Here is a 22,374-nt window from a genome sequence, read left to right on the forward strand (position 1 = left end):
AAGGTCGTTTCGGGCGCATGCGTTTCATTTCATAGTAGGCCAAACGGCTACGCCAGGCCGAGCCGGACCTTCTGCTCCGCCGGGGACTCGTGCTCCTCAAGGCCGCGCAGCAGCAGCTCGATCATGCGCTGTTCGCGCTCGTCGCCCGCACCTGCCAGGTTCTTTTTCTGGCCGTAGTCGTCCTCGAGGTCGAACAGCATGGTCTCGGCGACCTCCGCGAGGGGCGTCGCGCTCTCGATCTGCGCAGGCTTCCTGCACGGGATCTTGAAGAGCGGGTAGCGCGTACGGGCGAAATAGCGCCCGCACTCGATCTCCTCGGGACAGTCGGAGCCCATCTTCTTGCGGATGGTGTGCGGCAGCGCCGCGTACTCGAAACACGGCTCGTTGCTCGGCACGGGGGCGCGGAAGTACGTATAGCGGCCGTCCGTAACGTTGACGGTCATGGCGTGCACGCCGTACAGCGCGTAATCGCGGGTGGGAGCCTCGGCATCGGTCACGAGGGGCATGAGCGAGACGCCGCGGACGTCGGCGGGGATCTCGCAGCCATGGGCCTCGAGCACCGTGGGCATGATGTCGATGGCCTGTGTGAGCTGATGCGCGTGCTCACCGGCGCGGGCGTCGCCCGGGAAGTGGACGATGAACGGCAGGTGCGCGAGCTCGTTGTACAGGTGCATGTAGTTCTTGCCCATGTAGTCGCGCTCGCCGAGGAAGTAGCCGTGGTCGGTCGTGACCATGACCATGGTGTCCTCGAGCATGCCGCACTCCTCGAGCTTGTCGATGAGCTTGCCGAACCAGCGGTCGGTCATCGTCACGAGGGCCTTGTAGCGGCGCTGGATGTAGTCGACGGCGCCGTCATTGAGGTCAGTATCGGAGACGCGCTTGTACTGCGGGGTCTCGAAGTAATCGCGGTCGAGGTCCCCCTTGCCGCCGTACATCTCCATGTACTCGTCGGGCACGTCGAAGGGCTCGTGGGGGTCGAAGGCCTCGACCATGAGGAAGAAGTCATCCTTGCCCTTGTTCCCCTCGACCCAGTCGCAGGCGGACTGGAAGGTCTTGGGGCTCGGCATGTCCTCCTCGTTCGGCCACAGCCCGCGGTTCTTCTGGTACTGCTCGCGCACGCGGCCGTAGAAAGTCTCGGGCATGTTGTCGGGCTCGTCGATGCGACTCACCCACGGGTCGCCCTCCTGGCCGCGGTAGTAATCCCAGGTGTTGAACTCCTGGAGATAGCCCTCGCCACCGGTGCGCAGGTAGTGGCAGTGGTCGGTGGTGATGTGACAGAAGTTGCCCTGCGCGCGCAAGCAGGCCGGCAGCGTCACGTCGAAGGGCTCGATGGGACCCCAGGGACGCTCGAGGAAGTTGTAGCGGCCGGTGAGGATGTCGCGGCGGGCGGGCATGCAGGGCGCAGACCCGATCCAGTGGTTGTCGAACACGCAGGAACGCGCGGCGAAGGCATCCAGATTGGGCGTCTTCACGTCGGTCGCGGGGTTGTAGCACGACAGGACGTCACGCCGAAGGGTGTCCATCAGGACAAGGACGGTTCTCATCGGGATCCTTTCACGGGTATTCTCGAAAATGGCGCGCGCCCAAGATGAGGGTCGCGCGCCATATCAGAGGTGATGTGCTCGGGGCGATACAGCGCCGACTAGGCGAAGATCTTGAACGCCGGGAAGTAGTAACCGATCGCGGCGAACACGAGGGCGAAGACGATCAGGCCGATGATGATCTGAGCGGAGTTCTTGCCCTGGCCCTTCTTGAGCAGGTGATAGCAGATGAAGGTCAGCAGGACGGGCAGCGCAAAGGGCAGGACCTTGTCGAGCTGATCCTGGAGCACCAGCGGGTCGCCCTCGCCGAAGGCGAACTGCACGGCGAGCTTCAGCTTGACGGTGGTGGCGATGAGGCCGCCGGTGACCATGACGCCGAGGACGTTCGCAAGGTTGCCCAGGCGGTCGAAGACCTGGACGCCGGCCTTCTCGACGAGATCCATGCCCATCTCGTAGCCCTTGTGGAGGCCGAAGTACTTCAGCGGCCAGTAGAGCAGGTTGATGAGGAGGAACATCACGAGCGGGCCCACGATGGAGCCGTTGTCGACGCACATGGAGGCACCGATGGAACCGGCGATCGGGAACCAGGTGAGGTTCAGCAGGGAGTCGCCGAGGCCGGCGAACGGGCCCATGAGCGAGGTCTTGATGCCGACGACGGTGTCCTTCTGGTCCTCGTCGGTGGACTCCTCGATGGCGGCGGTGATACCCAGGATGAACGGGATCGCCAGCGGGTGGGTGTTGAAGTACTCGAGGTGGCGCTTCATGGCGTTGACGCGCTCCTCCTTGGGGGCGTCCTTGTAGAGCTCCTCGAGGACGGGGGCGAAGCAGTAGGTCAGGGACAGCGACTGCATACGCTCGTAGTTGTGGGCAAACTGGCAGCCCTGGGTGCGCAGGAGCACCTTGTTCAGGGTGGACTTAGAAATCTTTCCCATTAGAGATCGTACTCCTCGTCATCATCATCGGAGCCGGCGGAGACGGCAGCGGGGGCGGGCTGGTTCTTCTGACCCTCGGTAATGACATCCCAGATACCGGCGGCGGCGCAAGCGGCCAGGGCGATGCCCACGGTCGGGACGTTGAGGAAGGCGGCCATGATAAAGCCGAGCAGCAGGAAGATCCACATGCTCTTCTTCATCATCATGGTGAGCAGCATCGCCAGGCCGACGGCGGGCATCATGCCGCCGGCGGTGGAGAAGCCGGAGAGGACCCACGGAACCTGGTTCTGCAGGAAGTTCATGATGTCCTCGATCACGAAGGAGCCGATGCCGGTGGCAATGAACACCGGGATGGCGCGGGTGAGGAAGAAGCAGAAGGCGCCGGTCCAGAAGTACTTGTTGACGGCGTTGAACTTACCGGACTCGACGGCCTTGTCCGCGGCGTGGACGAGCGAGACGTTGGTGGTCATGACCAGGATGTTCAGCTGCTGGACGAGCGTCGCGGTGGGGATGCCGATGGCGACGGCAAGGGCGATAGCGGAAGCGGTGTCGCCGCCACCCATGATGCCGAGGGCGGCGCCCACGATGGTGCCGGAGATGACATCCGGCGGAACATAAGCGCCGATGTTGTTAACGCCGAGCCACATGAGCTCCATGGTGGCGCCGATCATGATGGCGGTCGGCATGTCACCCAGGATGATGCCGACGCCCACGGACGCCAGCAAGGGCTTACGGAAGCCCAGGTGAGGACCGAACTGGTCCCACGTGCACAGGCCCGCCCAGATGGCGAGCAGAAGTGCCTGAAGCATACGCTCTCCTTCCAAATATACCCGGTCGGCCTAACCGGCCGGGCTCACTCCGAGCCCCTCTTGCCCGAAGCAGGTACCGAACTTAGTAGTTCTTCAGGAGCTCCGACACGGGCTCCTTGGAATCGCGGGTGGTCGTCTGCATCCAGCACTCGACGCCCATGCCGATGAGCTCCTCGAAGGCGGCCTTCTCCTCGGCGGTGACGGACATGTTCTTGTGCAGGCGGTGGCGCTCGTCGTTAAAACGCATACCGGAGACGTTGAGGTAGTCGAACGGCAGGCCGTTCTCGTGCAGCTTGAGCGCGTCCATGGGGTTGGTGAACAGCACCATGGTGGCCTTCTTGAGCTGAGTCTTCTTGAGCACGTCGATGAACTTGTCCACACCAAAGACGGTGACCTTGATCTCGGGGACCGCGAGGCCGGCAACGGACTTCTGGACGGGGTCGTTGGCGACCTTGTCGGAAACGATGATGGCGGACTCGATGCCGTAGTCGGGGATCCAGGTAGTTGCGACCTGACCGTGAATCAAGCGGTCATCGATGTCGACGAGCTTAAGTGCCATGATATTCTCCTTACCGTTCGCACTTGCGTTAGTTGCTACTTGCGTGTGTCTACCCGCTCTTCCGTCTCGCCGATCGCCTCGATTGGATGCACACGCGGCGAGAGGTGCGGATGAGGCGCGCCCCTTGGGGGTGGAGGCGCGCGCCTCCGAGGTTGACGCAGGGGTCCTCTTAGAGGTCGAGATCGTCCTCATCGTCCGCGGCGACGACGGGTGCCAAGATCTCCTGCTGGGCGCCGGCGTGGGCGGCGGTGAGCTGGGCGCGGACTGCATCGACGGAATCGAGGCCATCGCGGGTGAGCAGGAGCTCGACCACCACGGGCATCGAAAGTCCGGTATATGCCACCATGTCCATGCCGTTGAGCAGACAGCGAGTCGTCACGTTGAACGGGGTGCCGCCGTAGATGTCGCAGATCGTCACAACGAGGTCGCACTCGGCGTCGAGCGTCTCGTAAGCCTCGCGCATCTCCGCCTCGAAGGTCTCCAGGCTCTTCTCTGCCGTGAGACCCAGGGCGACAACATCCTGCTGCTTGCCCGCGATCATCTCGACTGCACCGAGCGCGGCGAGGGCGAACTCTCCGTGGCTTGCGAGGATCACGCCGATACGCATATGCGTTCCTTTCGTTGTTAACTTATGTTCGTTTTACAACGGTTATGTTCGTTGATGTTTGATTGTATGTCAAGTTTTGTTTGAGTGATTTACGTACGAACAGGCTTTTTTCTTCGTTCTGCATCGAACTTTTCGGCAAACGTGCTGTTTTTACCGATGAGCGGTTTTATGTTGTTGTTTGTTCTCTCGATGTTTAATAATGTTGTTCGATTGATTGTTTGTTTTGACCGCTTTTTCAGCACATCCCGGAGGCACCATGAAATCCGAGCGTCAGCAGGTGATTCTCGACCTGCTCCAACAGCGCCAAACGGTGACGGTCAAGATGATCGCCGACACCCTGCGCGTCTCCGACATGACCGTTCGCCGCGACCTCGCGGAGATGGCTGAGGACGGACTCGTCGTGCGCGTCCATGGCGGCGCGCAGCTCCCGCGCAGCGCGCGGGGCAGCTCCCTTTTGCGCGTGCATTCGCACGAGGAGAAGAAGCTCCGTTCCGTCGAACAGAAGCGCGCAGCCGCCCGCGCGGCAGCCAAGATCATCCAGCCCGGCGACACCATCTTCCTCGGCGGAGGCACCACGCTCGAGCTCATGTGCGACTACCTGCCCAAAGCGGATATCAGAGTGGTCACCAACAGCATGCCGGTTCTCAATCTGCTCGCCGATAATCCCCATGTCGAGCTGTTCTTGGTCGGGGGCACCCTGCGGCAGGACACACGCGTGTTCACCACCCCCTACGGCAGCCGCGCGTTCTACGGGATGAGCACCAGCAAGGCGTTCGTCTCCGCAACGGGCGTGTTCGGCAACGAGGTCTTCGGGTCCCATCCCGACGTCGGCGTGCTCCTCGGCGACGCCTGCGCCCGCGCCAATGAGTCCTACCTCGTACTCGACGCGGACAAGGTGGGCGTGCGCGACTTCTGCTCGTTCACCACCCTCGACCATATCGCTGCGGCGTTCATCAATCCCGAGGCGAGCGCCGAGGCCGTTGAGGCGCTCGAGGCATACACCACCGTCGTCACCGAGTAACCGAAAGAACCCGTGATACTCATGCTTAAATCCCAGCGTCATGAGCAGCTTATGGACCTGTGCTCCCAGCGCGGCGTCATCTCCGTGCGGCAGGCCGCCAAGATCTTCGGCATCTCCGAGATGACGGCGCGGCGCGATTTCGATGAGCTCGCTTCCACCGGCGAGGTCGTGCGCGAACACGGCAGCATCCGCCTGCCCGAAGTCGCGCATGCCGTTCCTGCCGAGATCCCCTATTTCGAGAAACTCGCGGTCCATCAGGAGGAGAAGCGCAAGATCGCCGAGGCCGCATGCGCGCTCATCGAGCCCGACGACACCATATTCCTGGGACCGGGATCGACATGCGCGGCCATCGCGCGCGCCCTGCCGGCGATGCGGCTGCGTGTGGTGACGAACAGCATCATCGCCCTCAACATGCTTCAGATCCACCCCGGGATGGAGGTCTGCTGCCTGGGCGGTCAATACCGGAGGAGATCGGGTTCGTTCGTCGGACCGGTCGCCGAGGACTCGCTCGCGCCGCTTGGCATCGACAAGTGCTTCGTCGGTACGAACGGCGTGGTCTCGGGCGCCATCTCCTGCTCGAACCTCGAGGAGGGTCGCATCCAGGCACTCGCGTGCGACCGCGCCGCCTCCCGTTTCCTCGTGTGCGACTCCAGCAAGCTCGAGCAGCTCGACTTCTACAACTTTTACAGCCTCGACCGGATCGATGCGGTCATCACCGATGCCGGGGTCACCGATGATCAGCGCCGCCCCATCGAGGAGTGCACCAGCCTCATCATCGCGCGATGATTCCACCTTACAGAAGCGCGCCCCGGGCTTTGTGCTCGAGGCGCGCTTTGTGTCTGCGGCTATGTGTCTGACGCTATGCCTTGTAGACGCTCTCGCCGCCGAGGTAAGTCTCGGCGAGGGTGAGGTCGGGGTTCAGCACCACGAAGTCGGCGTGGCGGCCGGGGCGGATGGAACCGCACTCGTCGGCGATGTCGTTGGCCTCGGCGGGAGCCTGAGTAGCCATGTAGATGGCCTCGGCCTTGGTGGCAACGCCCCAGTCGGCGACGTTCTTGACGGCGTCCTTCATGTTGAGGATGGAGCCCGCCAGCGAGCCGCCGTCCTTGAGACGGGCCGTGCCGCCTGCGACAACGACGGGCAGCTCGCCCAGGAAGTAGTCGCCATCGGGCATGCCGCCAGCGCACATGCAGTCGGTGATGAGGGCGACGTGCTCATGGCCCTTGGCGCGCATCACGATGCCCGCGGAGATGGGGTTGACGTGGTGGCCATCGCAGATGAGCTCGGAGTAGGACTTATCCTGGCTGGACAGGGCGGCGCCCACCATGCCGGGCTCGCGGTGGTGCAGGCCGCTCATACCGTTATAGGTGTGGACGAAGACCTTGGCACCGGCATCGAGGCAGGCCTGAGCCTGGTCGCAGGTGGCCGCAGAGTGGCCGAGCGCCACGACAACGCCGGACTTCACAGCCTCGGCGGTGAACTCGACCGCGCCGTCATACTCGGGGGCGACGGCGATCTTCTTAACCAGGCCGTGCGCAGCGGTCTGCCAGGCGTTCAGCTTCTCCATGGTCGGGGCGGAGAGGTAGGCGGGGTTCTGAGCGCCCTTGTACTTCTCGGTGAAGAACGGGCCCTCCAGGAAAATGCCCTGGATGCGGGCGTGCGGGGCATCATCGCCGGCCTCGACGTACTCGGCAACGGAGGCGCAGGCGGCCTCGAGCTGCTCGGTGCTTGCCGTGAGGGTGGTGGGAAGGTAGCTGGTCACGCCGTTGCGGAGGATGCCGCGGGACACCGCGGCGACGCTCTCCGCCTTGCAGTCCATGATGTCATGGTTGTCAAAGCCATGGATGTGCGTGTCGACATAACCCGGGGCGACCTCGTAACCGGAATAGTCGCGGATCTCGCACTCGGGGGCATCGGTCACGTACTCGCCGAAGACGCCGTCCTCGACCATAAGGTACCCACCGCGGGCAACGCGGGTCGGAAGGTAGAAGGCATCGGCTTTGATTGCATAGGTGCTCATGTGTTCTCCTAACACGAATTTGATGCACATATTGCGGTTATACCCAAAGGCGCTGCGGAGTCCGTCATAACGCAAGCGCGTTTTCGTAAATAAAAGTCGCCCACCCGTCCAAGGACAGGGCGGGCGCTTCAGGTCCATAGGCGGCGCGTAAAGCAAATGGTGCAATCAGGGTATGTCCCCAATTGCACCATGGCCCTCAGTCCTTGAAGGCGATTAGGCCTCGAAGGGGTGGATGGTCACGCCCTTGACGACACGGTTGACGGTGCCGGAGGGAGACGGGGTATCCGGGGTGTTGCCCACGCGCACGGAGTTAAGCAGGGAGATGACCTGCGCAACCATGACGAACGGAAGAGCGAGGTAACCCTCGGGCAGCGCATCGAAGCCGGAGAAGGTGAAGGCCTTGCCGTCGAACTTGGTGGAACCGTCCTGCTGGATGGCGATCGTCTTGGCTGCGATCTGATCGCCGTTGATCTCATTCAGGATATCGAGGTCGTACTGACGGGTGTACTCGTCGTTGCTCATGTACACGAACACGAGAGTCTTGTCGTCCACGAAGGACTTCGGCCCATGGCGATAGCCCATGCAGGAGTCCCAGGAAGTGGCAACGAGACCGTGAGCGAGCTCGAGGATCTTGAGTTGAGCCTCCTGGGCGAGACCCACGAATGAACCGGAACCCAGGTAGGTCACGCGGTTGAAATCGCCAGACAGGAACTCTGCGATCTCGGCCTCGCGAGCAACGACGTCCTCACCCATCTTAGCGGCCTGCTCGACCCAAGCGGTCTTCTGCTCGAGGGATGCGGTGTCGAAGATAAGGGTGGAGAGCAGGGTCATGCAGCTGTAGGAGCCGGTCATGGCGAAGCCCTTGTCGTTGGCGCGCGGGATGAGGATGGTCAGCGCGTTCGGGTCATCGGCGGACTCGACGGCGAGCTTACCCTCAGGAGCGCAGGTGAGGTTGATGAACTTGACGTTCTTGACGAACGTCTTGGCAACCTGGACGGCGGCCAGGGACTCAGGGCTGTTGCCGGAACGGGCGAAAGAAACGAGGACAGTGGGCACATCCGGGTTCAGGAAGTCGCGGGGAGCCGAGACGATGTCGGTGGTTGCGATAGGCTTGAAGTCGTACAGCTTGGTGTCGCCAGCGTGACGGAGGTAGGGGGCGCAGGTGTCGCCGACGTAGTCGGAGGTGCCGGCGCCGGTGAACACGACGGACAGACGGCCCTCGCCCATGGCGCGCGCGTCGGCCAGGAAGGACTCGATGGCCTCGAGGTTCTCACGATAGATGTTCAGCGTGTCGAGCCAAAGCTCAGGCTGCTGCTTGATCTCGACGGTGGTGTTATAGCCGCCGATCTCGTGGAGTTCCTCCGAAGTCTTCTCGAACATGGATGATACCTCTCTTTCTGGCTAACGCCTTTACTAGTTGTTTTCATTATAAGCTGGTTATGTGGTTGTAACCAGTTAAGCCAGAATTGCATGCGTTTGACACATATTGGCACCGAGTTTGAAGACCACTCGATCCGTGCGTCCAACACATGCGATATTGGTCCGGCAACGGGAACACATGAGGCCCCCTCACAAAGCGGTGGCGGCCATGTACTCCGGTTGACGGGCCCGTGCCACTTTGGCACTCGGCGGACCCTACTCTCCCCTGCGGTGCAGGACTTTGTACTTGAATTGGTCTGCACGAGCAACGGAAAGCGTGTACTCAACGACCTCGTTAGACGCGTTGTACGTAGTGCGTACCAAATCCAAGACGGGCGCGCCTTCGGAAATACCCAACAGGTGGGCGTCGGCGGGACGAGCGATGCTTGCGAAGAACTCCTCTTCTGCAACGCTGATTTTCTCGCGATACTCCTTCTCGATGATGTCGTAAAGGGGCATCGACTCGAGGAGAGGGCGCTTGAGAGTGAGGAACTTGCGCACCGGCAGATACGAACGCTCGACCATCATCGGCATGCCATCGGCGGAGCGAAGACGCTTGATCTTATACAGCTTCTCGCCTAGGCGCACGCCCATGTGCTCGGAGAGGTTCTTATCCGCTTCAAAGTCGCAGAACTCAAGGATGGTCGTACGCGGCTCGCGCCCCATCGAGCGCATTTGATCGGTAAAGCTGTAGGACTGCATGAGGTTGGTGGTCTGCGCGGAACGGTCCGCGACAAACGTGCCACGACCGTGCTGACGCACGACGAGGCCCATACGCTCAAGCTCTTGCAGGGCGAGGCGAACCGTCGTACGGGAAAGTCCGTAGCGCTCGGAGAGCTCACGTTCGGAGGAAATCATGTCGCCCGCACTGTACTCATGCTCGATCTTATCGGTGAGGATGTCGACAAGCTGATCGTATAAAGGCTGTTTGCGCGCAGCGACCGCCATGATTGAAGCCTCCGACAGGGCTATCCAAATGACCCAACCAAGGCCAACTGCATCCGGCTAGAGTCATGATCATACGTACGAAAGAAGAAAAACCCGGCGTGGGCGCGAAGACCCACGCCGGGCGAGAAGGCGCATCTGGGGGAGATTTGCCCTCAAGAGGCAACTGGAATTACCAGAGACCAGTCCACCAGGTGATGCCGAGCCACTCGTTGAGAGGCAGGGCGCCAAGGATGCCGATGATCAGCATGAGAACGATTCCCTTGATGGGGGTGAAGTTCTTCTTGGCGAACAGGAAGTAAAGCAGAAGCACGAGCGCGAGCGGCACGAGCTTGGGCATAACGGTGTCGAGCGTGGAAGCCACGGAGAAGGAAACCGGGGACTCGGTGACCTCACCATAAGTGACGGAGCTCATGCCGTTGCCAAGATCGACGATACCGCACTCGACCTCGTTGCCGTCAGCGTCGGCAGCCTTGAGGGCAGCGCCGTCCATGTCGGTCATACCGAGGGTACCGGCCTCAGCCTCTTCGGTGTCGATAGCGAGGTCGGCGAAGTTCTCGGCCTCCTCGTTGGAAACCACAACAGTGTGAGCGGCAACGCTACGGGTGGTGCCGTTCGGGATGTTGAGGTTGATCTGGGTGCCACCCATGTTGACCGTCAGGGCGCCAACCACGAAGCAGCCCATGATGGCGGCAGCGCGGGTGAAGGCCTGCATGTTGGAGGTCAGGGAGTCGATGGCGGAGGTGCCCATCTTGTAGGCCCAGTTCATCAGACCAAAGCGGCAAGCGAACAGAGCCGCGTGGAAGACGATCAGGAAGATGAGCGGGGCAATGATGTTGCCCTCAATAGCCATGTTCGAGGTGATGCCGGCCGTGATCGGCACGAGCGTCAGCCAGAACAGAGCGTCGCCGATGCCGCCCAGCGGGGAGGCAGCGGAAATACGCACGGAGCGGATGGTCTGGGTATCGACCTTGTTCTGCTCGAGGGAGAGCACGATACCCATAACGAAGGTGACCAGGAACGGGTGCGTGTTGATGAAGTCCAGGTTGTGGTACATCGACGCAGCGAGGTCGTTCTTGTTGGTGTGAACCTTCTCGAGGCCCGGAACCATGGCGAAGAGCCAGCCGCCGGACTGCATGGTCTCGTAGTTGAACGAAGACTGGAGCCAGTAGGAACGCCAAACCATGCGATTGAGCGTCTTCTTATCGACGTTCGGTGCAGGAGTCAGGTCCTCATACTGTGCGGGGACAGTGAACTCATTAGATGCCATCGCTCATATCACCTCCGTCAAAAGCAGCGCCCTTGAGCTCGGTCTGCTGCTGGAAGTCCCAGAAGGCGAGACCGAAGCCAATGATGGCCATGATCAGGAGCTCAGGCTTGGCAAGCGAGGGGATGCCGTGCACGATGGTCGTGAGACCAAAGCCGAGCAGGAAGAAGGCCCACATGTCGCGGGACATCATAATCTTCAGCAGGATCGCGAAGCCGACGAACTTCATCATGCCACCGGCAGCGGAGAGACCGTTGTTGAGCCACTTGGGCACCATGTCGACAACAGCCTGACCAGCGGTGAGACCACCGATGAAGAACAGGGTCACGATGAAGGCGAAGATGAGGCCGAGGATGACCTCGGAGATCACGGTCAGCTTGGTGATAGCCTTGGTGTCGGCCTTCACGGCTGCGGCACGGAAGGACTCCATGAGCGGGGCGCGCAGGGTGAAGAACAGGGTGACGCCGTACTGGCCCAGCAGAGCGAACGGAATCGCGGTCGCAACGGCGACGTTGGGATCCATCTCGAGCGTGCAGGCAAAGACGGCCGCCATGATGCCACCAATAACAGCGTTCGGCGGCTGAGCACCACCGATCGGCATGTTACCGATCGTCATGAGCTGATAGGTACCACCGACGACGAGGCCGGTCTGCACATCGCCGAGGATGGCGCCGATGATCGGGCCGGTGACGATGGGCTGGTACAGGGACTCGGTGAAGTCGAACTGGTCGATAGCGGCAATGAAGGTCACCAGGAAGACCAGGGCGATCTGAAGGAAATTCGCTTCCATCTTATGCTCCTCCTTTCAAAGTTACTTTCTCGTACTAAGTGTTACGACCGAGGCGATTGTTCGCCCCGTATACAAACAAACTGCTCGCAATCCCCCACATTACGCAAACAGCTTGTTGGTATCCTCAACGGGCGTGCTGGGCACGCGCTGGATGGAAAGCTCGACGCCATGCTCCTGGAGCTTGCGGAAGCAAGCCACGTCGTCGTCGTCGACGGCGACGGTCGTAGCGACCTGACGCTTGCCCTCGGCCATGTGCATGTTGCCGATGTTCAGCTTCTTGATCGGCACGCCACCCTCGACGAGCTTGAGCGCGTCCTGAGGAGAGTCGAGCACGATGAAGATCTTCTGGGCCGGGGAGGCCTTGTGGATGACGTCGATCGTCTTCTGGATGGAGAAGAAGCGAGTCTGGACGCCGGTGGGGGCAGCCATCTTCATGAGATTCTGGCGCATGGTGTTGGTGGACACCTCGTCATTGGCGACGAGGATGAGGTTGGAGCCCAAGGTGGAGTTCCACTGGGTGGCAACCTGACCGTGAATCAGACGGTTGTCGATACGGGTAAGAAGAATGTTAGGCTCTGCCATTGCGATCCGTTCCTTTCGTATTCGCTGATTGGCCTATTGCACTGGGTTCGCGCGTTCCGCTTGGCGGTGCCGTTCCCCTTGATGCCGTGTAGAGAATGACTACTTGACGATTTCCTGGATGGCGTAGCGGGAGACATCGAGGGTCGCGCCTGAGCGAACCTTGACCTCGACGACGTCGCCTTGCACGCTCTTGACCTCACCGAAGATGCCACCGCCGAACATCACGCGCTGACCTGCCGCGAGGTCGGTGTGGATGTGCTCGAAGTACTTGACCTTCTTCTTCATGTTGGCCTTGGACCACAGGAAGTAGACGAGGCCCATGACCGCCATAATAAGCAGCAGGGCAACGGAAGAGGCGAGGACGTTTTGCCCGAAGTCAGCCATTAAATGCCGTCCTCTTCGGTATCGTCATCGGCAACGCCCATGACGGAGGCGAGGGACTGGCGGGTGACGGCCTGCTGACCCACAGCGACCGCCTGCTCGGCAAGGGCGGTCACGTTGGTCGCGCCATTACGGGCGAAGAGCAACTCGATGATCATGGGCAGGTTGGAGCCGGTGACGATCTCGAGCTTGTCGACATCGTTGGCGATCATCATGGACTGGTTGAAGGGGGTGCCTCCGAGAAGGTCGACGAAGACGATGACGCCCTCCTCGCACTCGCCGTGCATCTTGGTGATGGCGGCGCGGAGGTCATCACCATACGTGGCGGCCTGAGAGCCCTCGAACGGGACGATCTCGAAGTTCTCCTGATCGCCGGCGACCATATCGAGCGCACTCTTGATACCGTCTGCGAAGTGTCCGTGACCAGTCAAAATGAAACCGACCATCAATCCCTCTTTCTCGCTCTTCGGCTGCGCCGTTCGCACAGCACTGGTAGTAACCACGTAACAAGTGATATTCACTATAGCAGTTGTGGATGTTCTGTTCCCGAGTTTTTAATCTTTTCTGTCTCTCATACCGTTTACCGGAGTTTTTCGACCGTTCATCCCTTATACAGCTTTTCACCTGCATGTTTATCCGTGTACAACATCGCTCCTGTTCGAACAAGATAGCCGCATCCGACATCCACCCTGTTTTTCGGCCCTATGTATACCCTGATATCCGCTTGACCGAGTTGTGCAGAAATTTTTATATTGGTATGAGAAAGAACCAGAGGTATTACAACGCGGACACCATGTGAAGCATCACCCCATCATCGAGTGGCGCCCCGCTGACGCCACCTCCTCAGGTAAAGCGATTTCGCTATGATTGACATTTGTGAATCGCGTACGAAAGGTCGTCCCATGGATCTCAGGACCGTCATCGTCTACCGCTCGAAGCACCACGGCAATACCAAGAAACTCGTGGATGCAATTGTCACGGCACACCCGGAAATCGACACGATCGATGTCGGAGCACTCGGGAAGAACGAGTATCCCGACCTCTCCCCCTACCATGTCATCATCATGGCATCTGGCATCTATTACGGCAACTTTGACAAAGACCTCCTGCGCGTTGCCGACCACTGCCTACGTGACGGCGACAAGGTCGTAGGACTCATGACCTACGGCGGTCAGGCAAAATTCAACGGCCGTGACCTCGACGGCGTCTGCCGCATGAAATTCGCCAACCTACTATGCATGTACGGATGCCCCGGCTTTGACACCTACGGGCCGTTCAAATTGGTGGGTGGCATGAACAAGGGCCGCCCCAATCAGGAGGATATCGACGGTGCCGTGGCCTTTTACGACCGGTTGGTCGAGGATTACGGCGAGATCATCATCGAGGAGCGCGCCAAGCGCGACAAGCAAGACGCCTTCAACGCCGCGCATCCAGCTGGCGGCCTGATGTCCAACATCAAGCGCTCGGCGAAGAAGATCGCTAAGAAATTCGAGAAAACCGACGACGCCCAGTAGCGCTGCATCGACATTCAATTGCACATCCCACACCCCGCACTCTCGCGGTAAGCTAGAGGTGCTTGTTTTTACGGACAAATGGGGTGGACCATGGCACAGACCAAGGCACAGCAAATCATGGCGAGTTCGAATGAGCGCTCGGGCGAAGAGATCACCTCGGCAATCCTCGCAATCGCCGCCGAATTCGAGCCCTACATCATCCGGCAGCGCCGTCATTTCCACAAACATCCTGAACTGAGCCTGCAGGAAGTCCGCACGACCTCTGACATTGCCGGCCAGCTCGACGCCATGAACATCCCCTACGAGCGCCCGCTCAAAACCGGCCTGGTCGCCACGGTGCGCGGCACGGCGCCAGACGCCTATCGCGCGGACGGAACACCGCGCCGCCGCCTGCTCATGCGCGCCGATATCGACGCGCTGCCGGTCACCGAGCGCACGAACGAAGAGTTCGCCAGCGTCAACGAGGGATGTATGCACGCCTGCGGTCACGACTGCCATATCGCCATGATGCTCGGCACGCTACAGATTCTGCGCCACATGACCGATGACATCCATGGAGAAATCCGTGTGGTGTTCCAGCCCTCCGAGGAGAATGGATCCGGTGCGCGCATGATGTGCGAGGCGGGCGTGTGCGAGGGCGTGGATGGGGCGTTTGCCATGCATATCTGGAGCGAGGTTGACGCCGGGACCATCAGCTGCGAGCCGGGGCCACGCATGGCCAACACCGACTGGTTCCGGGTGGATGTGCACGGCACGTCCTGCCACGGAGCCATGCCTCAGCGCGGCAGCGACGCCGTCATGGTCGCCGCTGAAATCGTCAATGCCCTGCAGACCATCGTGAGCCGCGAGCTCTCCCCCTACGAACCTGCCGTGGTGACCGTGGGCAAATTGCATGCGGGCACGGCGCGCAACGTCATCGCCGGAGAGGCGCACCTGGAGGGAACCGTGCGCACGTACTCCGATGCCACCCACGAGCTCATGCCCGCGCTGATCGAGCGCATTGCCGTGCATATCGCCCAAGCGCATGGCGCCGAGGCCGAGCTCTCCGACTACACGATCGCGAACTACAAGGTCGAAAACGAGGTGGAGGCAAGCGAGCGCTGCAGGCGAGCCGTGCTCAAGACACTCGGCCCCGAGGGCGAGGGACACTACCGCGGTACCATGTCGGGTGAGGATTTCTCCGAGTACCTCCGGCGCGTTCCCGGCGTACTGGCCTTTGTGGGCTGCCGCAATGCACAAATCGGCGCCACGTTCGCGCAGCACTCCTGCTACTACAAGGTCGATGAGGCCGTTTTGGCCAAGGGGTCTGCAGTCGCAGCGCAATATGCCATAGATTATTTGGCAGAGCCCACGCAAGAGGAACTTGATGGACCGTTGGTCAAGCGTGTCGCCGAAAAGAACCCCCAGCTGGCCGACACCCTACGCGAAGCTCGAAATGCCACCGTCGACGCCCACCATGCACTGCGCGATGCCCGCGAGGCGCGTGCTGCCGCCGCACGTGAACTGCACGACGCCCGCCACGAAAAATAGGCATTGAAGCGCAAAGCGTCCCCGGCGCCCGTATCGAGCACTTCAACTTGGTGACGCGGTGGGGCTCTGGAGACTCCCAGGGGCCCCAACCGCGTCACGCATTGCATCGACGGCGCATACAGGGCACGCCTTATCCGAGGGCGACGTCCAACACCATCATGATGACGAACCCGGCAATGACGCCCAAGGTCCCGATATTGGAATGCTCACCGAGGTGTGCCTCGGGAATGAGTTCCTCGACCACAACGTAGATCATGGCACCCGCGGCAAACGCGAGCATCCAGGGCATAAACGGGGCGATCTGGCCGCTCACCAGCACCACCAGGATGCCAAAGATGGGCTCCACGATGCCCGAGAGACTTCCCAGCACGAATGCCTTTCCGCGAGTCATGCCCTCACGACGCAGCGGCAGCGAAATGGCCGCCCCCTCGGGAAAGTTCTGTAGACCCATGCCGATGGCAAGCGCCATGGCCATGCCCAGATATGCGGTCGCCTCGGCACCGCTCGCCTGCCCCGCCATCGCGAACAGCAGGCCCACACTCATGCCTTCGGGGATGTTGTGGAGCGTCACCGCCGAAACGAGCAGCGTGGTACGCTTCCAGCTCGTTTGGATTCCCTCGGGCTGCTCTCCTTCCGCATGCAGATGTGGCAGAAACGTGTCGAGCGCCATGAGGAAGGCCACACCGAGCAAAAAGCCACCCGCAGCGGGGACCCAGCCGACCTGCCCAAGCTCCTCGGCCTGCTCGATGGCGGGGTTGAGCAGGGACCAGACACTCGCAGCGATCATCACGCCGGCCGCGAACCCGAGGAAGATGCGGTGCGTAACCGCGCGGTCCTTGCGAAAAAAGAACACCATCGCGGAGCCAGCGGTGGTCATGAGCCATGTAAAGCCGCATCCCATCGCCGCCCACGCGAGTGCTTGCATAAGATTCGCGTCAAATTGCATACGATTTGAGCCTTTCTTGATCTGGATTCTCAACTGTGGTCAAAATACCCTAATGTTGCGCCGGCAATTCCCAACACTGGTGACAAAACCCGAGGATTTGCACAGGTAAAACCGGCACGACGGGAGAATCGACGGCTCAAGAGACTGCGGCATTGGATAGCCCAGACGCTTTACCTGCGAAAACAGCCAGCCATCGATTATGCACTCTTGTCCATTGGTCTCGATTTTGCGCACTATTAGGGTATTTTGACCACTCTTCAATATCCACACGAGTGGGTATAAGCGCTGCAACACCGATATGGTCGAACGACCACGGTCCACGTGGTTCCTCCGGTCGATGCGAGCGCGCGGACATGGCGACCATGCGAGCAGAGGGCGGCGATGCCGTCCGGAAAGGAGACGCAGTGCTCACCATTACCACCACCAACAGTCTCGATGGCTACGAGGTCGTTGAGTATCTGGGCATCGTCACCGGGGAGGCCGTGAGCGGCATCAACATGTTCCGCGACATCGGCGCGGGGCTTCGCAACGTCTTTGGCGGGCGCTCGGCGGGCTACGAGGACGAAATGGCCCAGGCGCGCGAAGAGGTCCTGCACGAGATGTCGCAGCGTGCAGAGAATCTGGGCGCGAACGCGATCATCGGCGCCAACGTAGGCTACGAGACGTTCGCCGAGATGATCATGACCACGGCGTGTGGCACGGCCGTTCGCGTGCGCCGCAAGGCGTAGGACCAGAGACCTGGGGCCTGAATCGGATCAAGAGCTCGGAACCGTGGTTCGCGGGGCGGAATGGGCGCCCGAAGCCCGACCACGGTGCGCGACGCACACGCCCGAAACCCGACCACGCCGGGCGGGCCGCATCCTCGCGGCCATCCGGCGGCGTCGTGCAAAGGCTTTCGAGACATACAAGAGGCCTCCCTTTTCTCATGTCCAAGAAAAGGGAGGCAGCTCAAGGTCCGCGCGAGGGACCGGCTCTCACAATCGTCCGAAAAAAGCGTTAAACCAGCTTGCCCTGGCAGTGATCGCACATGTGCTGGATGAGCTCGGCGCCCCACTCCACGAAATCGCGCTTGCGGGCCCTGAGCTCGCCGTCGACGAGCTCGTCGTAGGAGACCTTGATCTTGGCGAAACGGGTCACCTTCACGGAGCCCTCGCGGGTCAGGCAGCTCTCCTCTGCCTTGTAGGCGCCCATGCCGAACAGGACCTTGGGGTTGAACATCACATGCGCGTTGCCCTCGTCGTCGGCGAGCGCGATGATCGCCTTGGTCACGCCGATCTGGTTGGCGGCGAGGCAGGCGGCGTCCTCGATGGACAGCAGAGTGTCCACCAGATCCTGGGCGACCTCTGCGTCGGCGGCAGTGGCGGGCTCACACGGGGTGGACAAGACGGCCTCGTCCTTCACGAGCTCCTTGATCATGAACGGTCCTTTCTCGACCGAGGCCGCAAGGCGACCCCGTCATTGCATGCATCTGCGGAACTATACCAGATGGCAGCTGGTTCAGACGCGTCGCGTGCCCGAGGCGCTGGGTATAACGGCACAACAGCACTACTGGACACACAACGGAGGGAGTCCCTATGAAGGTCATGCTCGTCAACGGCAGTCCGCACAAGCACGGGTGCACCGATCGCGCACTCGAGGAGGTCGCGGCAGAGCTCGGGCGGCAGAACATCGACGCCGAGATATTCTGGATTGGGGCCAAGCCCGCCGCAGGATGCATGGCATGCGGACGGTGCCGCCAGACGGGCGCCTGCATCTTCGACGACGCCGTCAACGAATTCCGCGCGCTCGCCGTCGATGCCGACGCCTTCGTCTTTGGCGCACCGGTGCACTACGCACACGCGAGCGGATCGCTCCTGAGCTTCATGGATCGGCTCTTCTACTCCAACGGGCACGCCGGCGCCCCGGATGTCCTGCGCTTCAAGCCCGCCGCGGCGGTCGTCTCCGCACGGCGCGGCGGAACCACCGCATCGCTCGACGACATCCAGAAGTTCTTCACCATCTCGCAGATGCCCATTGTGAGCTCACGCTACTGGAACATGGTGCACGGCAACACCGCCGAGGAGGTCGAGCAGGATCTCGAGGGGCTATGGACTATGCGGCAGCTCGCCCGCAACATGGCCTGGATCCTGCGATCTCTCGAGGCCGGGCGCGCCGCTGGTATCGAGCTTCCCGAGCAGGAAAGCCCAAAGCCGACGAACTTCATCCGCTAACCGCGAGGCAGGGCGGGCAGCCACATCGCGATGGCAGCCGCGTCGCAGAAGGGGGCGACGGCGTCGCGAGGGGGCGACGGCGTCTCGGAGGGAGCAGCAGCGTCGCGATGGCGGGCTACGCCAGCTCGACGCCCTCCGCCCCGTCGATGCGGATATCCGCTCCGTAAAACGCCGCCAGTGCCTCGATCGCGAGCTCGACGTCGCGGGCGCCGGCGGTCTCCACGCAGGAATGCATAGCGAGCTGGGCGCAGCCCACATCGACCGCATGGACGCTCACCTGCATGTTGGAGATGTTGCCGAGGGTCGAGCCGCCGGCCTTGTCGCTGCGGTTCGAAAAGCACTGGTGCGGAATCTCCGCATCGTCGAGGATCGCGGTAAGGACGGCGCGGCTGAACGCATCCGTGCAGTAATGCTGGTTGGCGGCCTCCTTGACCACCAGGCCCGCGTTCATCTGCGGACGGGCGAGCGTGTCGGCCAGCTCCGGATGGGCCGGATGCAGCGCGTGAGCGTTGTCGCAGCTCACGAGCATCGAGGCCGAAAGCGCTCGGCACAGGTCCTCGGGCGCATACCCTAGGGAGGCGTTGATGCGCGAGAGCGCGTCGGCGAGCAGCGTCGACGCGGCGCCCTGCTTGGTGCCCGAACCGACCTCCTCGTTATCGAAGCACGCATACACCGTCACGGCGTTCGCGTTGCCCCGGGCGATGAACGCCTGCAGCGAGGTGTAGGCGCACATCAGGTCGTCGAGGCGCGGAGAGGAGATGAACTCGTCGGTGGCTCCCCACACGCGGCCCTTATCGGCGTTCACGAGGAACAGGTCGCGCGCGACAATCTGCCCCGGGTCGACCTCGAGGGCATCCGCGATCAGCGTGTCAAGCGAACCGCGGCCCAGGTCTCCGGCGGAGACGAGCGGGAACAGGTCGCTTGCACGATTGGGCGCAAACCCTTTGTTGACCTCGCCGTTCATATGGATGGCGAGGCTCGGGATGAGCGCGACGCCGCGGTTGAGCGCGACCAGGCGGCTCTCGATGCGGGCCCCGTCGCGCACGAGCACGCGTCCGGCGAGGGACAGGGGACGGTCGAACCAGGTGTAATCCATCATCCCGCCATACGCCTCGGTGTCGAGGCGCAGGTAGTCCGCAGGCCCCTCGACCTCGGCGTCCGATTTCACCTTGAAGCACGGGGAGTCCGAATGCGATGCCGTGAGCTGGAAGTGGTACGGCGCGCCGCCCTCGGGCACCGCGCCATGCGGACCCGCCGCGTCGGCCTCGGCCCCTTTCTCCCCGATGCCGCCCCCCTGCAGCCCATCGACGACGGCGCCGTCGCAGCGGGCGGAGACGCCCTCTCCCACGCGCCACGCGACGACGCTCGACCCGTTTCGCTGGGAGTAGTACGCGCCACCCGGTCGCACGTCCCACGCATCGCCCTCGGGCAGGTACGTGAAGCCCGCCTCGTCCAGGCGGGCCCGAATGGACGCCGCGGTGTGGAACATCGTCGGGCTCTCGTGGATGAACGCCAGCAGGTCCTCTGCCGGCGACGGCTCTACGGACTTGCGCTCGAATGGATTCATGTCGTGGCCTCCCGCCTCTCACCGCCCAACAGGCGGCGTGTATACGCGTCCGCTCCATGGTCGCACATGTGCCCGTGCGATGCGATGCGAAAGACCAGGCACCGCAATGGCGTCACGCCCCTCCGGCCCCGCTGAGGCATCTGGACCCCACGATGGAGCCGATGCGCGCGAGCGGCACCGCCCGTCCATTTACCGAACAGCGCTTGCTATTTGCTTCTATTTCTATATCATTTCTCAACGAACTACGCTGCAGGTGGAAGCACCTGCCACATCGCGTCGAGCGCCACGGCGCGCCGATGCCCATCGCAAGGAGACCCCATGAGCGCCACCTCCGCCCCCAAGACCGTAGCCGTCGTTGGATGCACGCATGCCGGCAATTTCGCCGCCCAGGCCATCCTCACCGCGCACCCCAGCTGGACCGTACACGTCTTCGAGCGCAACGACACGCTGTCGTTCCTCTCCTGTGGCATCGCCCTGTGGGTGGGCGGCCACGTGAGCGACCCCAACCGCATGTTCTACTCCTCCCCTGCCGCGCTGGCCGAACTGGGCGCGAACATGCACATGCGCACCGATGTGCTCTCCGTGGACGTTGCCGGCAAGTCGCTCGTCGCGCGCGACCTCGAGAGCGGCGAGGAGACCACCTATTCCTTTGACAAGCTCGTCGTGACCACCGGTTCCAAGCCCGTCATGCCGCCCATTCCCGGCTTGGCAGAGGGCCTCGAAGACGGCCGCGTCATGCTCTGCAAGAACTGGGATCACGGCAAGGCGATCAAGGACCATGCCATGAAGGCGTCCTCCGTCGCCGTCATCGGCGCGGGCTACATTGGCGCGGAGCTCGTCGAGCAGTTCAGCGAGGCCGGCGTCCATGCCATCCTCATCGACGGCCTCGACCGCGCGCTGGCCAAGAACTTCGACGCTCCCATCACGGAGCAAGTCGAGGTCGAGTATGCCGAGCACGGCGTCGAGCTCGCCCTGGGGCAGATGGTGACCGAGTTCCGCCTGAACGAGGGCGGCTCAGGCGTGACCGTGGTGACCACCGCCGGCGAGTACGAGGTCGATTACGCCATCATGGGCGCGGGCTTCCTGCCGCGCACCGACCTATTCGCGGGACAGCTCGAGACCCTGCCCAACGGCGCCATCAAGACCGACGAGTACATGCGCGCCTTCCTCACCGGCCATGACAAGGCCTGCGCCGACGTCCTGGCAGCCGGCGACTCCTGCACCGTGCTCTACAACCCCACCGGCACCTACGACTACATCCCGCTCGCCACCAACGCCGTGCGCCAGGCCCTGCTCGTGGGCGCCAACATCGAGGAGCCCGTGCAGAAGTACCTGGGCACCCAGGCGACCAGCGCCGTGCAGCTCTATGACCTCTCCCTGGCTGCAAGTGGCCTGACCCAGGCGGGCGCCGATGCCCGCGGCGTGAACGCCCGCTCCACCACGCTCGTCCAGGACTACCGCCCGGACTTCATGCTCACCACCACGCCCGTCACGGCAACCCTCACCTGGGATCCCGAGACCCGCCGCGTGCTCGGCGCGCAATTCCTGTGCCGCCACGATGTGGCCGAGGCCGCCAACGCGATCTCCATCGCCATCCAGGCGCGCTTCACCATCGACCAGCTCGCCAGCGTGGACCTGTTCTTCCAGCCCAACTTCTGCCAACCGGTGAACTTCATCGGCGCCGTGGCCATGCAGGCCGTGGCCGAGCAGGACGCGGGCGACGCGGAGTAACCG

Annotated in this window: 23 protein-coding genes; 7 read left to right on the top strand and 16 right to left on the bottom strand. The window is 62.2% G+C overall.

All coding sequences use genetic code 11. From position 1 onward, the window contains the following. Nucleotides 1-47: 47 nt before the first annotated feature. The 5 genes from ACX9NZ_RS07110 to ACX9NZ_RS07130 all read right to left on the bottom strand — a co-directional run bounded on the left by ACX9NZ_RS07110 (nucleotide 48) and on the right by ACX9NZ_RS07130 (nucleotide 4,448). Nucleotides 48-1,544: a sulfatase-like hydrolase/transferase gene (locus ACX9NZ_RS07110; RefSeq protein WP_294122646.1), complete on the bottom strand. Its 1,497-nt coding sequence runs from the start codon at nucleotides 1,542-1,544 to the stop codon at nucleotides 48-50. Nucleotides 1,545-1,642: 98 nt separating this feature from the next. Beyond that, nucleotides 1,643-2,473 carry a PTS system mannose/fructose/sorbose family transporter subunit IID gene (locus ACX9NZ_RS07115; protein ID WP_407496261.1) on the bottom strand — a complete coding sequence of 277 codons (831 nt, stop codon included), beginning with the start codon at nucleotides 2,471-2,473 and terminating at the stop codon, nucleotides 1,643-1,645. Beyond that, nucleotides 2,473-3,282, bottom strand: coding sequence for a PTS mannose/fructose/sorbose/N-acetylgalactosamine transporter subunit IIC (locus ACX9NZ_RS07120; RefSeq protein WP_294122642.1), 810 nt, complete (start codon nucleotides 3,280-3,282; stop codon nucleotides 2,473-2,475). The genes ACX9NZ_RS07115 and ACX9NZ_RS07120 overlap by 1 nt, the downstream gene beginning before the upstream one ends. Before the next feature lie 82 nt (nucleotides 3,283-3,364). Beyond that, complete coding sequence (locus ACX9NZ_RS07125; RefSeq protein WP_294122640.1) at nucleotides 3,365-3,841, bottom strand: PTS system mannose/fructose/N-acetylgalactosamine-transporter subunit IIB; 477 nt, start codon at nucleotides 3,839-3,841, stop codon at nucleotides 3,365-3,367. Nucleotides 3,842-4,010: 169 nt separating this feature from the next. Continuing rightward, nucleotides 4,011-4,448 (bottom strand): PTS sugar transporter subunit IIA, encoded by a 438-nt coding sequence (locus ACX9NZ_RS07130; protein WP_294122638.1) that lies wholly within the window; start codon nucleotides 4,446-4,448, stop codon nucleotides 4,011-4,013. Nucleotides 4,449-4,704: 256 nt separating this feature from the next. Between ACX9NZ_RS07130 and ACX9NZ_RS07135 the strand changes: the two genes are divergently transcribed. Further along, on the top strand, nucleotides 4,705-5,469 hold the full coding sequence (locus ACX9NZ_RS07135) for a DeoR/GlpR family DNA-binding transcription regulator (protein WP_407496260.1): 765 nt from the start codon (nucleotides 4,705-4,707) through the stop codon (nucleotides 5,467-5,469). Between the two features lie 21 nt (nucleotides 5,470-5,490). Next, nucleotides 5,491-6,255, top strand: coding sequence for a DeoR/GlpR family DNA-binding transcription regulator (locus tag ACX9NZ_RS07140; protein WP_407496259.1), 765 nt, complete (start codon nucleotides 5,491-5,493; stop codon nucleotides 6,253-6,255). A gap of 73 nt (nucleotides 6,256-6,328) precedes the next feature. On the opposite strand, the gene nagA is transcribed toward ACX9NZ_RS07140, so the two are convergent. The 8 genes from nagA to ACX9NZ_RS07180 all read right to left on the bottom strand — a co-directional run bounded on the left by nagA (nucleotide 6,329) and on the right by ACX9NZ_RS07180 (nucleotide 13,319). Beyond that, nucleotides 6,329-7,489: an N-acetylglucosamine-6-phosphate deacetylase gene (nagA, locus tag ACX9NZ_RS07145; protein WP_407496258.1), complete on the bottom strand. Its 1,161-nt coding sequence runs from the start codon at nucleotides 7,487-7,489 to the stop codon at nucleotides 6,329-6,331. A gap of 213 nt (nucleotides 7,490-7,702) precedes the next feature. Further along, nucleotides 7,703-8,869 (bottom strand): tagatose-6-phosphate ketose isomerase, encoded by a 1,167-nt coding sequence (agaS, locus tag ACX9NZ_RS07150; RefSeq protein WP_407496256.1) that lies wholly within the window; start codon nucleotides 8,867-8,869, stop codon nucleotides 7,703-7,705. A 255-nt stretch (nucleotides 8,870-9,124) separates the two neighbouring features. After that, nucleotides 9,125-9,856 carry a GntR family transcriptional regulator gene (locus tag ACX9NZ_RS07155; protein ID WP_118652544.1) on the bottom strand — a complete coding sequence of 244 codons (732 nt, stop codon included), beginning with the start codon at nucleotides 9,854-9,856 and terminating at the stop codon, nucleotides 9,125-9,127. 169 nt (nucleotides 9,857-10,025) lie between these two features. Then, complete coding sequence (locus ACX9NZ_RS07160; RefSeq protein ID WP_294122623.1) at nucleotides 10,026-11,123, bottom strand: PTS system mannose/fructose/sorbose family transporter subunit IID; 1,098 nt, start codon at nucleotides 11,121-11,123, stop codon at nucleotides 10,026-10,028. Then, nucleotides 11,113-11,910 (bottom strand): PTS mannose/fructose/sorbose/N-acetylgalactosamine transporter subunit IIC, encoded by a 798-nt coding sequence (locus ACX9NZ_RS07165; RefSeq protein ID WP_302742331.1) that lies wholly within the window; start codon nucleotides 11,908-11,910, stop codon nucleotides 11,113-11,115. Before ACX9NZ_RS07165 ends, ACX9NZ_RS07160 begins: the two co-directional genes overlap by 11 nt. 99 nt (nucleotides 11,911-12,009) lie before the next feature. After that, nucleotides 12,010-12,492 (bottom strand): PTS galactosamine transporter subunit IIB, encoded by a 483-nt coding sequence (gene agaB, locus ACX9NZ_RS07170; protein ID WP_118652538.1) that lies wholly within the window; start codon nucleotides 12,490-12,492, stop codon nucleotides 12,010-12,012. A 99-nt stretch (nucleotides 12,493-12,591) separates the two neighbouring features. Beyond that, the gene (gene yajC / locus ACX9NZ_RS07175) at nucleotides 12,592-12,876 is read right to left on the bottom strand and encodes a preprotein translocase subunit YajC (protein ID WP_118652536.1); all 285 of its coding nucleotides are present in this window, start codon (nucleotides 12,874-12,876) and stop codon (nucleotides 12,592-12,594) included. Further along, nucleotides 12,876-13,319 carry a PTS sugar transporter subunit IIA domain-containing protein gene (locus ACX9NZ_RS07180; protein WP_407496254.1) on the bottom strand — a complete coding sequence of 148 codons (444 nt, stop codon included), beginning with the start codon at nucleotides 13,317-13,319 and terminating at the stop codon, nucleotides 12,876-12,878. Before ACX9NZ_RS07180 ends, yajC begins: the two co-directional genes overlap by 1 nt. A 456-nt stretch (nucleotides 13,320-13,775) precedes the next feature. Between ACX9NZ_RS07180 and ACX9NZ_RS07185 the strand changes: the two genes are divergently transcribed. After that, the gene (locus ACX9NZ_RS07185) at nucleotides 13,776-14,387 is read left to right on the top strand and encodes an NADPH-dependent FMN reductase family protein (RefSeq protein WP_302742325.1); all 612 of its coding nucleotides are present in this window, start codon (nucleotides 13,776-13,778) and stop codon (nucleotides 14,385-14,387) included. 90 nt (nucleotides 14,388-14,477) lie between these two features. Next, the gene (locus tag ACX9NZ_RS07190) at nucleotides 14,478-15,917 is read left to right on the top strand and encodes a M20 family metallopeptidase (RefSeq protein ID WP_294159587.1); all 1,440 of its coding nucleotides are present in this window, start codon (nucleotides 14,478-14,480) and stop codon (nucleotides 15,915-15,917) included. A 130-nt stretch (nucleotides 15,918-16,047) separates the two neighbouring features. On the opposite strand, the gene ACX9NZ_RS07195 is transcribed toward ACX9NZ_RS07190, so the two are convergent. After that, nucleotides 16,048-16,863, bottom strand: coding sequence for a ZIP family metal transporter (locus tag ACX9NZ_RS07195; protein ID WP_199588809.1), 816 nt, complete (start codon nucleotides 16,861-16,863; stop codon nucleotides 16,048-16,050). 404 nt (nucleotides 16,864-17,267) lie between these two features. Between ACX9NZ_RS07195 and ACX9NZ_RS07200 the strand changes: the two genes are divergently transcribed. Continuing rightward, on the top strand, nucleotides 17,268-17,591 hold the full coding sequence (locus ACX9NZ_RS07200; protein ID WP_118652528.1) for a YbjQ family protein: 324 nt from the start codon (nucleotides 17,268-17,270) through the stop codon (nucleotides 17,589-17,591). 268 nt (nucleotides 17,592-17,859) lie between these two features. Here ACX9NZ_RS07200 and ACX9NZ_RS07205 read toward each other — a convergent pair whose 3' ends face one another. After that, a complete protein-coding gene (locus ACX9NZ_RS07205) occupies nucleotides 17,860-18,279 on the bottom strand; it encodes a peptide deformylase (RefSeq protein ID WP_118652526.1) in 420 nt (139 codons plus the stop codon). Between the two features lie 158 nt (nucleotides 18,280-18,437). Here ACX9NZ_RS07205 and ACX9NZ_RS07210 point away from each other — a divergent pair, with 158 nt between their 5' ends. Further along, nucleotides 18,438-19,073, top strand: a complete 636-nt coding sequence (locus tag ACX9NZ_RS07210) for a flavodoxin family protein (RefSeq protein ID WP_118652524.1) — start codon at nucleotides 18,438-18,440, stop codon at nucleotides 19,071-19,073. Between the two features lie 115 nt (nucleotides 19,074-19,188). Here ACX9NZ_RS07210 and ACX9NZ_RS07215 read toward each other — a convergent pair whose 3' ends face one another. Further along, nucleotides 19,189-20,640 carry a M18 family aminopeptidase gene (locus ACX9NZ_RS07215; RefSeq protein WP_407496252.1) on the bottom strand — a complete coding sequence of 484 codons (1,452 nt, stop codon included), beginning with the start codon at nucleotides 20,638-20,640 and terminating at the stop codon, nucleotides 19,189-19,191. Nucleotides 20,641-20,958: 318 nt separating this feature from the next. Between ACX9NZ_RS07215 and ACX9NZ_RS07220 the strand changes: the two genes are divergently transcribed. Next, nucleotides 20,959-22,371: an FAD-dependent oxidoreductase gene (locus tag ACX9NZ_RS07220; RefSeq protein WP_407496251.1), complete on the top strand. Its 1,413-nt coding sequence runs from the start codon at nucleotides 20,959-20,961 to the stop codon at nucleotides 22,369-22,371. Nucleotides 22,372-22,374: the final 3 nt, after the last annotated feature.

It is taken from the genome of Collinsella sp. BM28 (assembly GCF_054551995.1).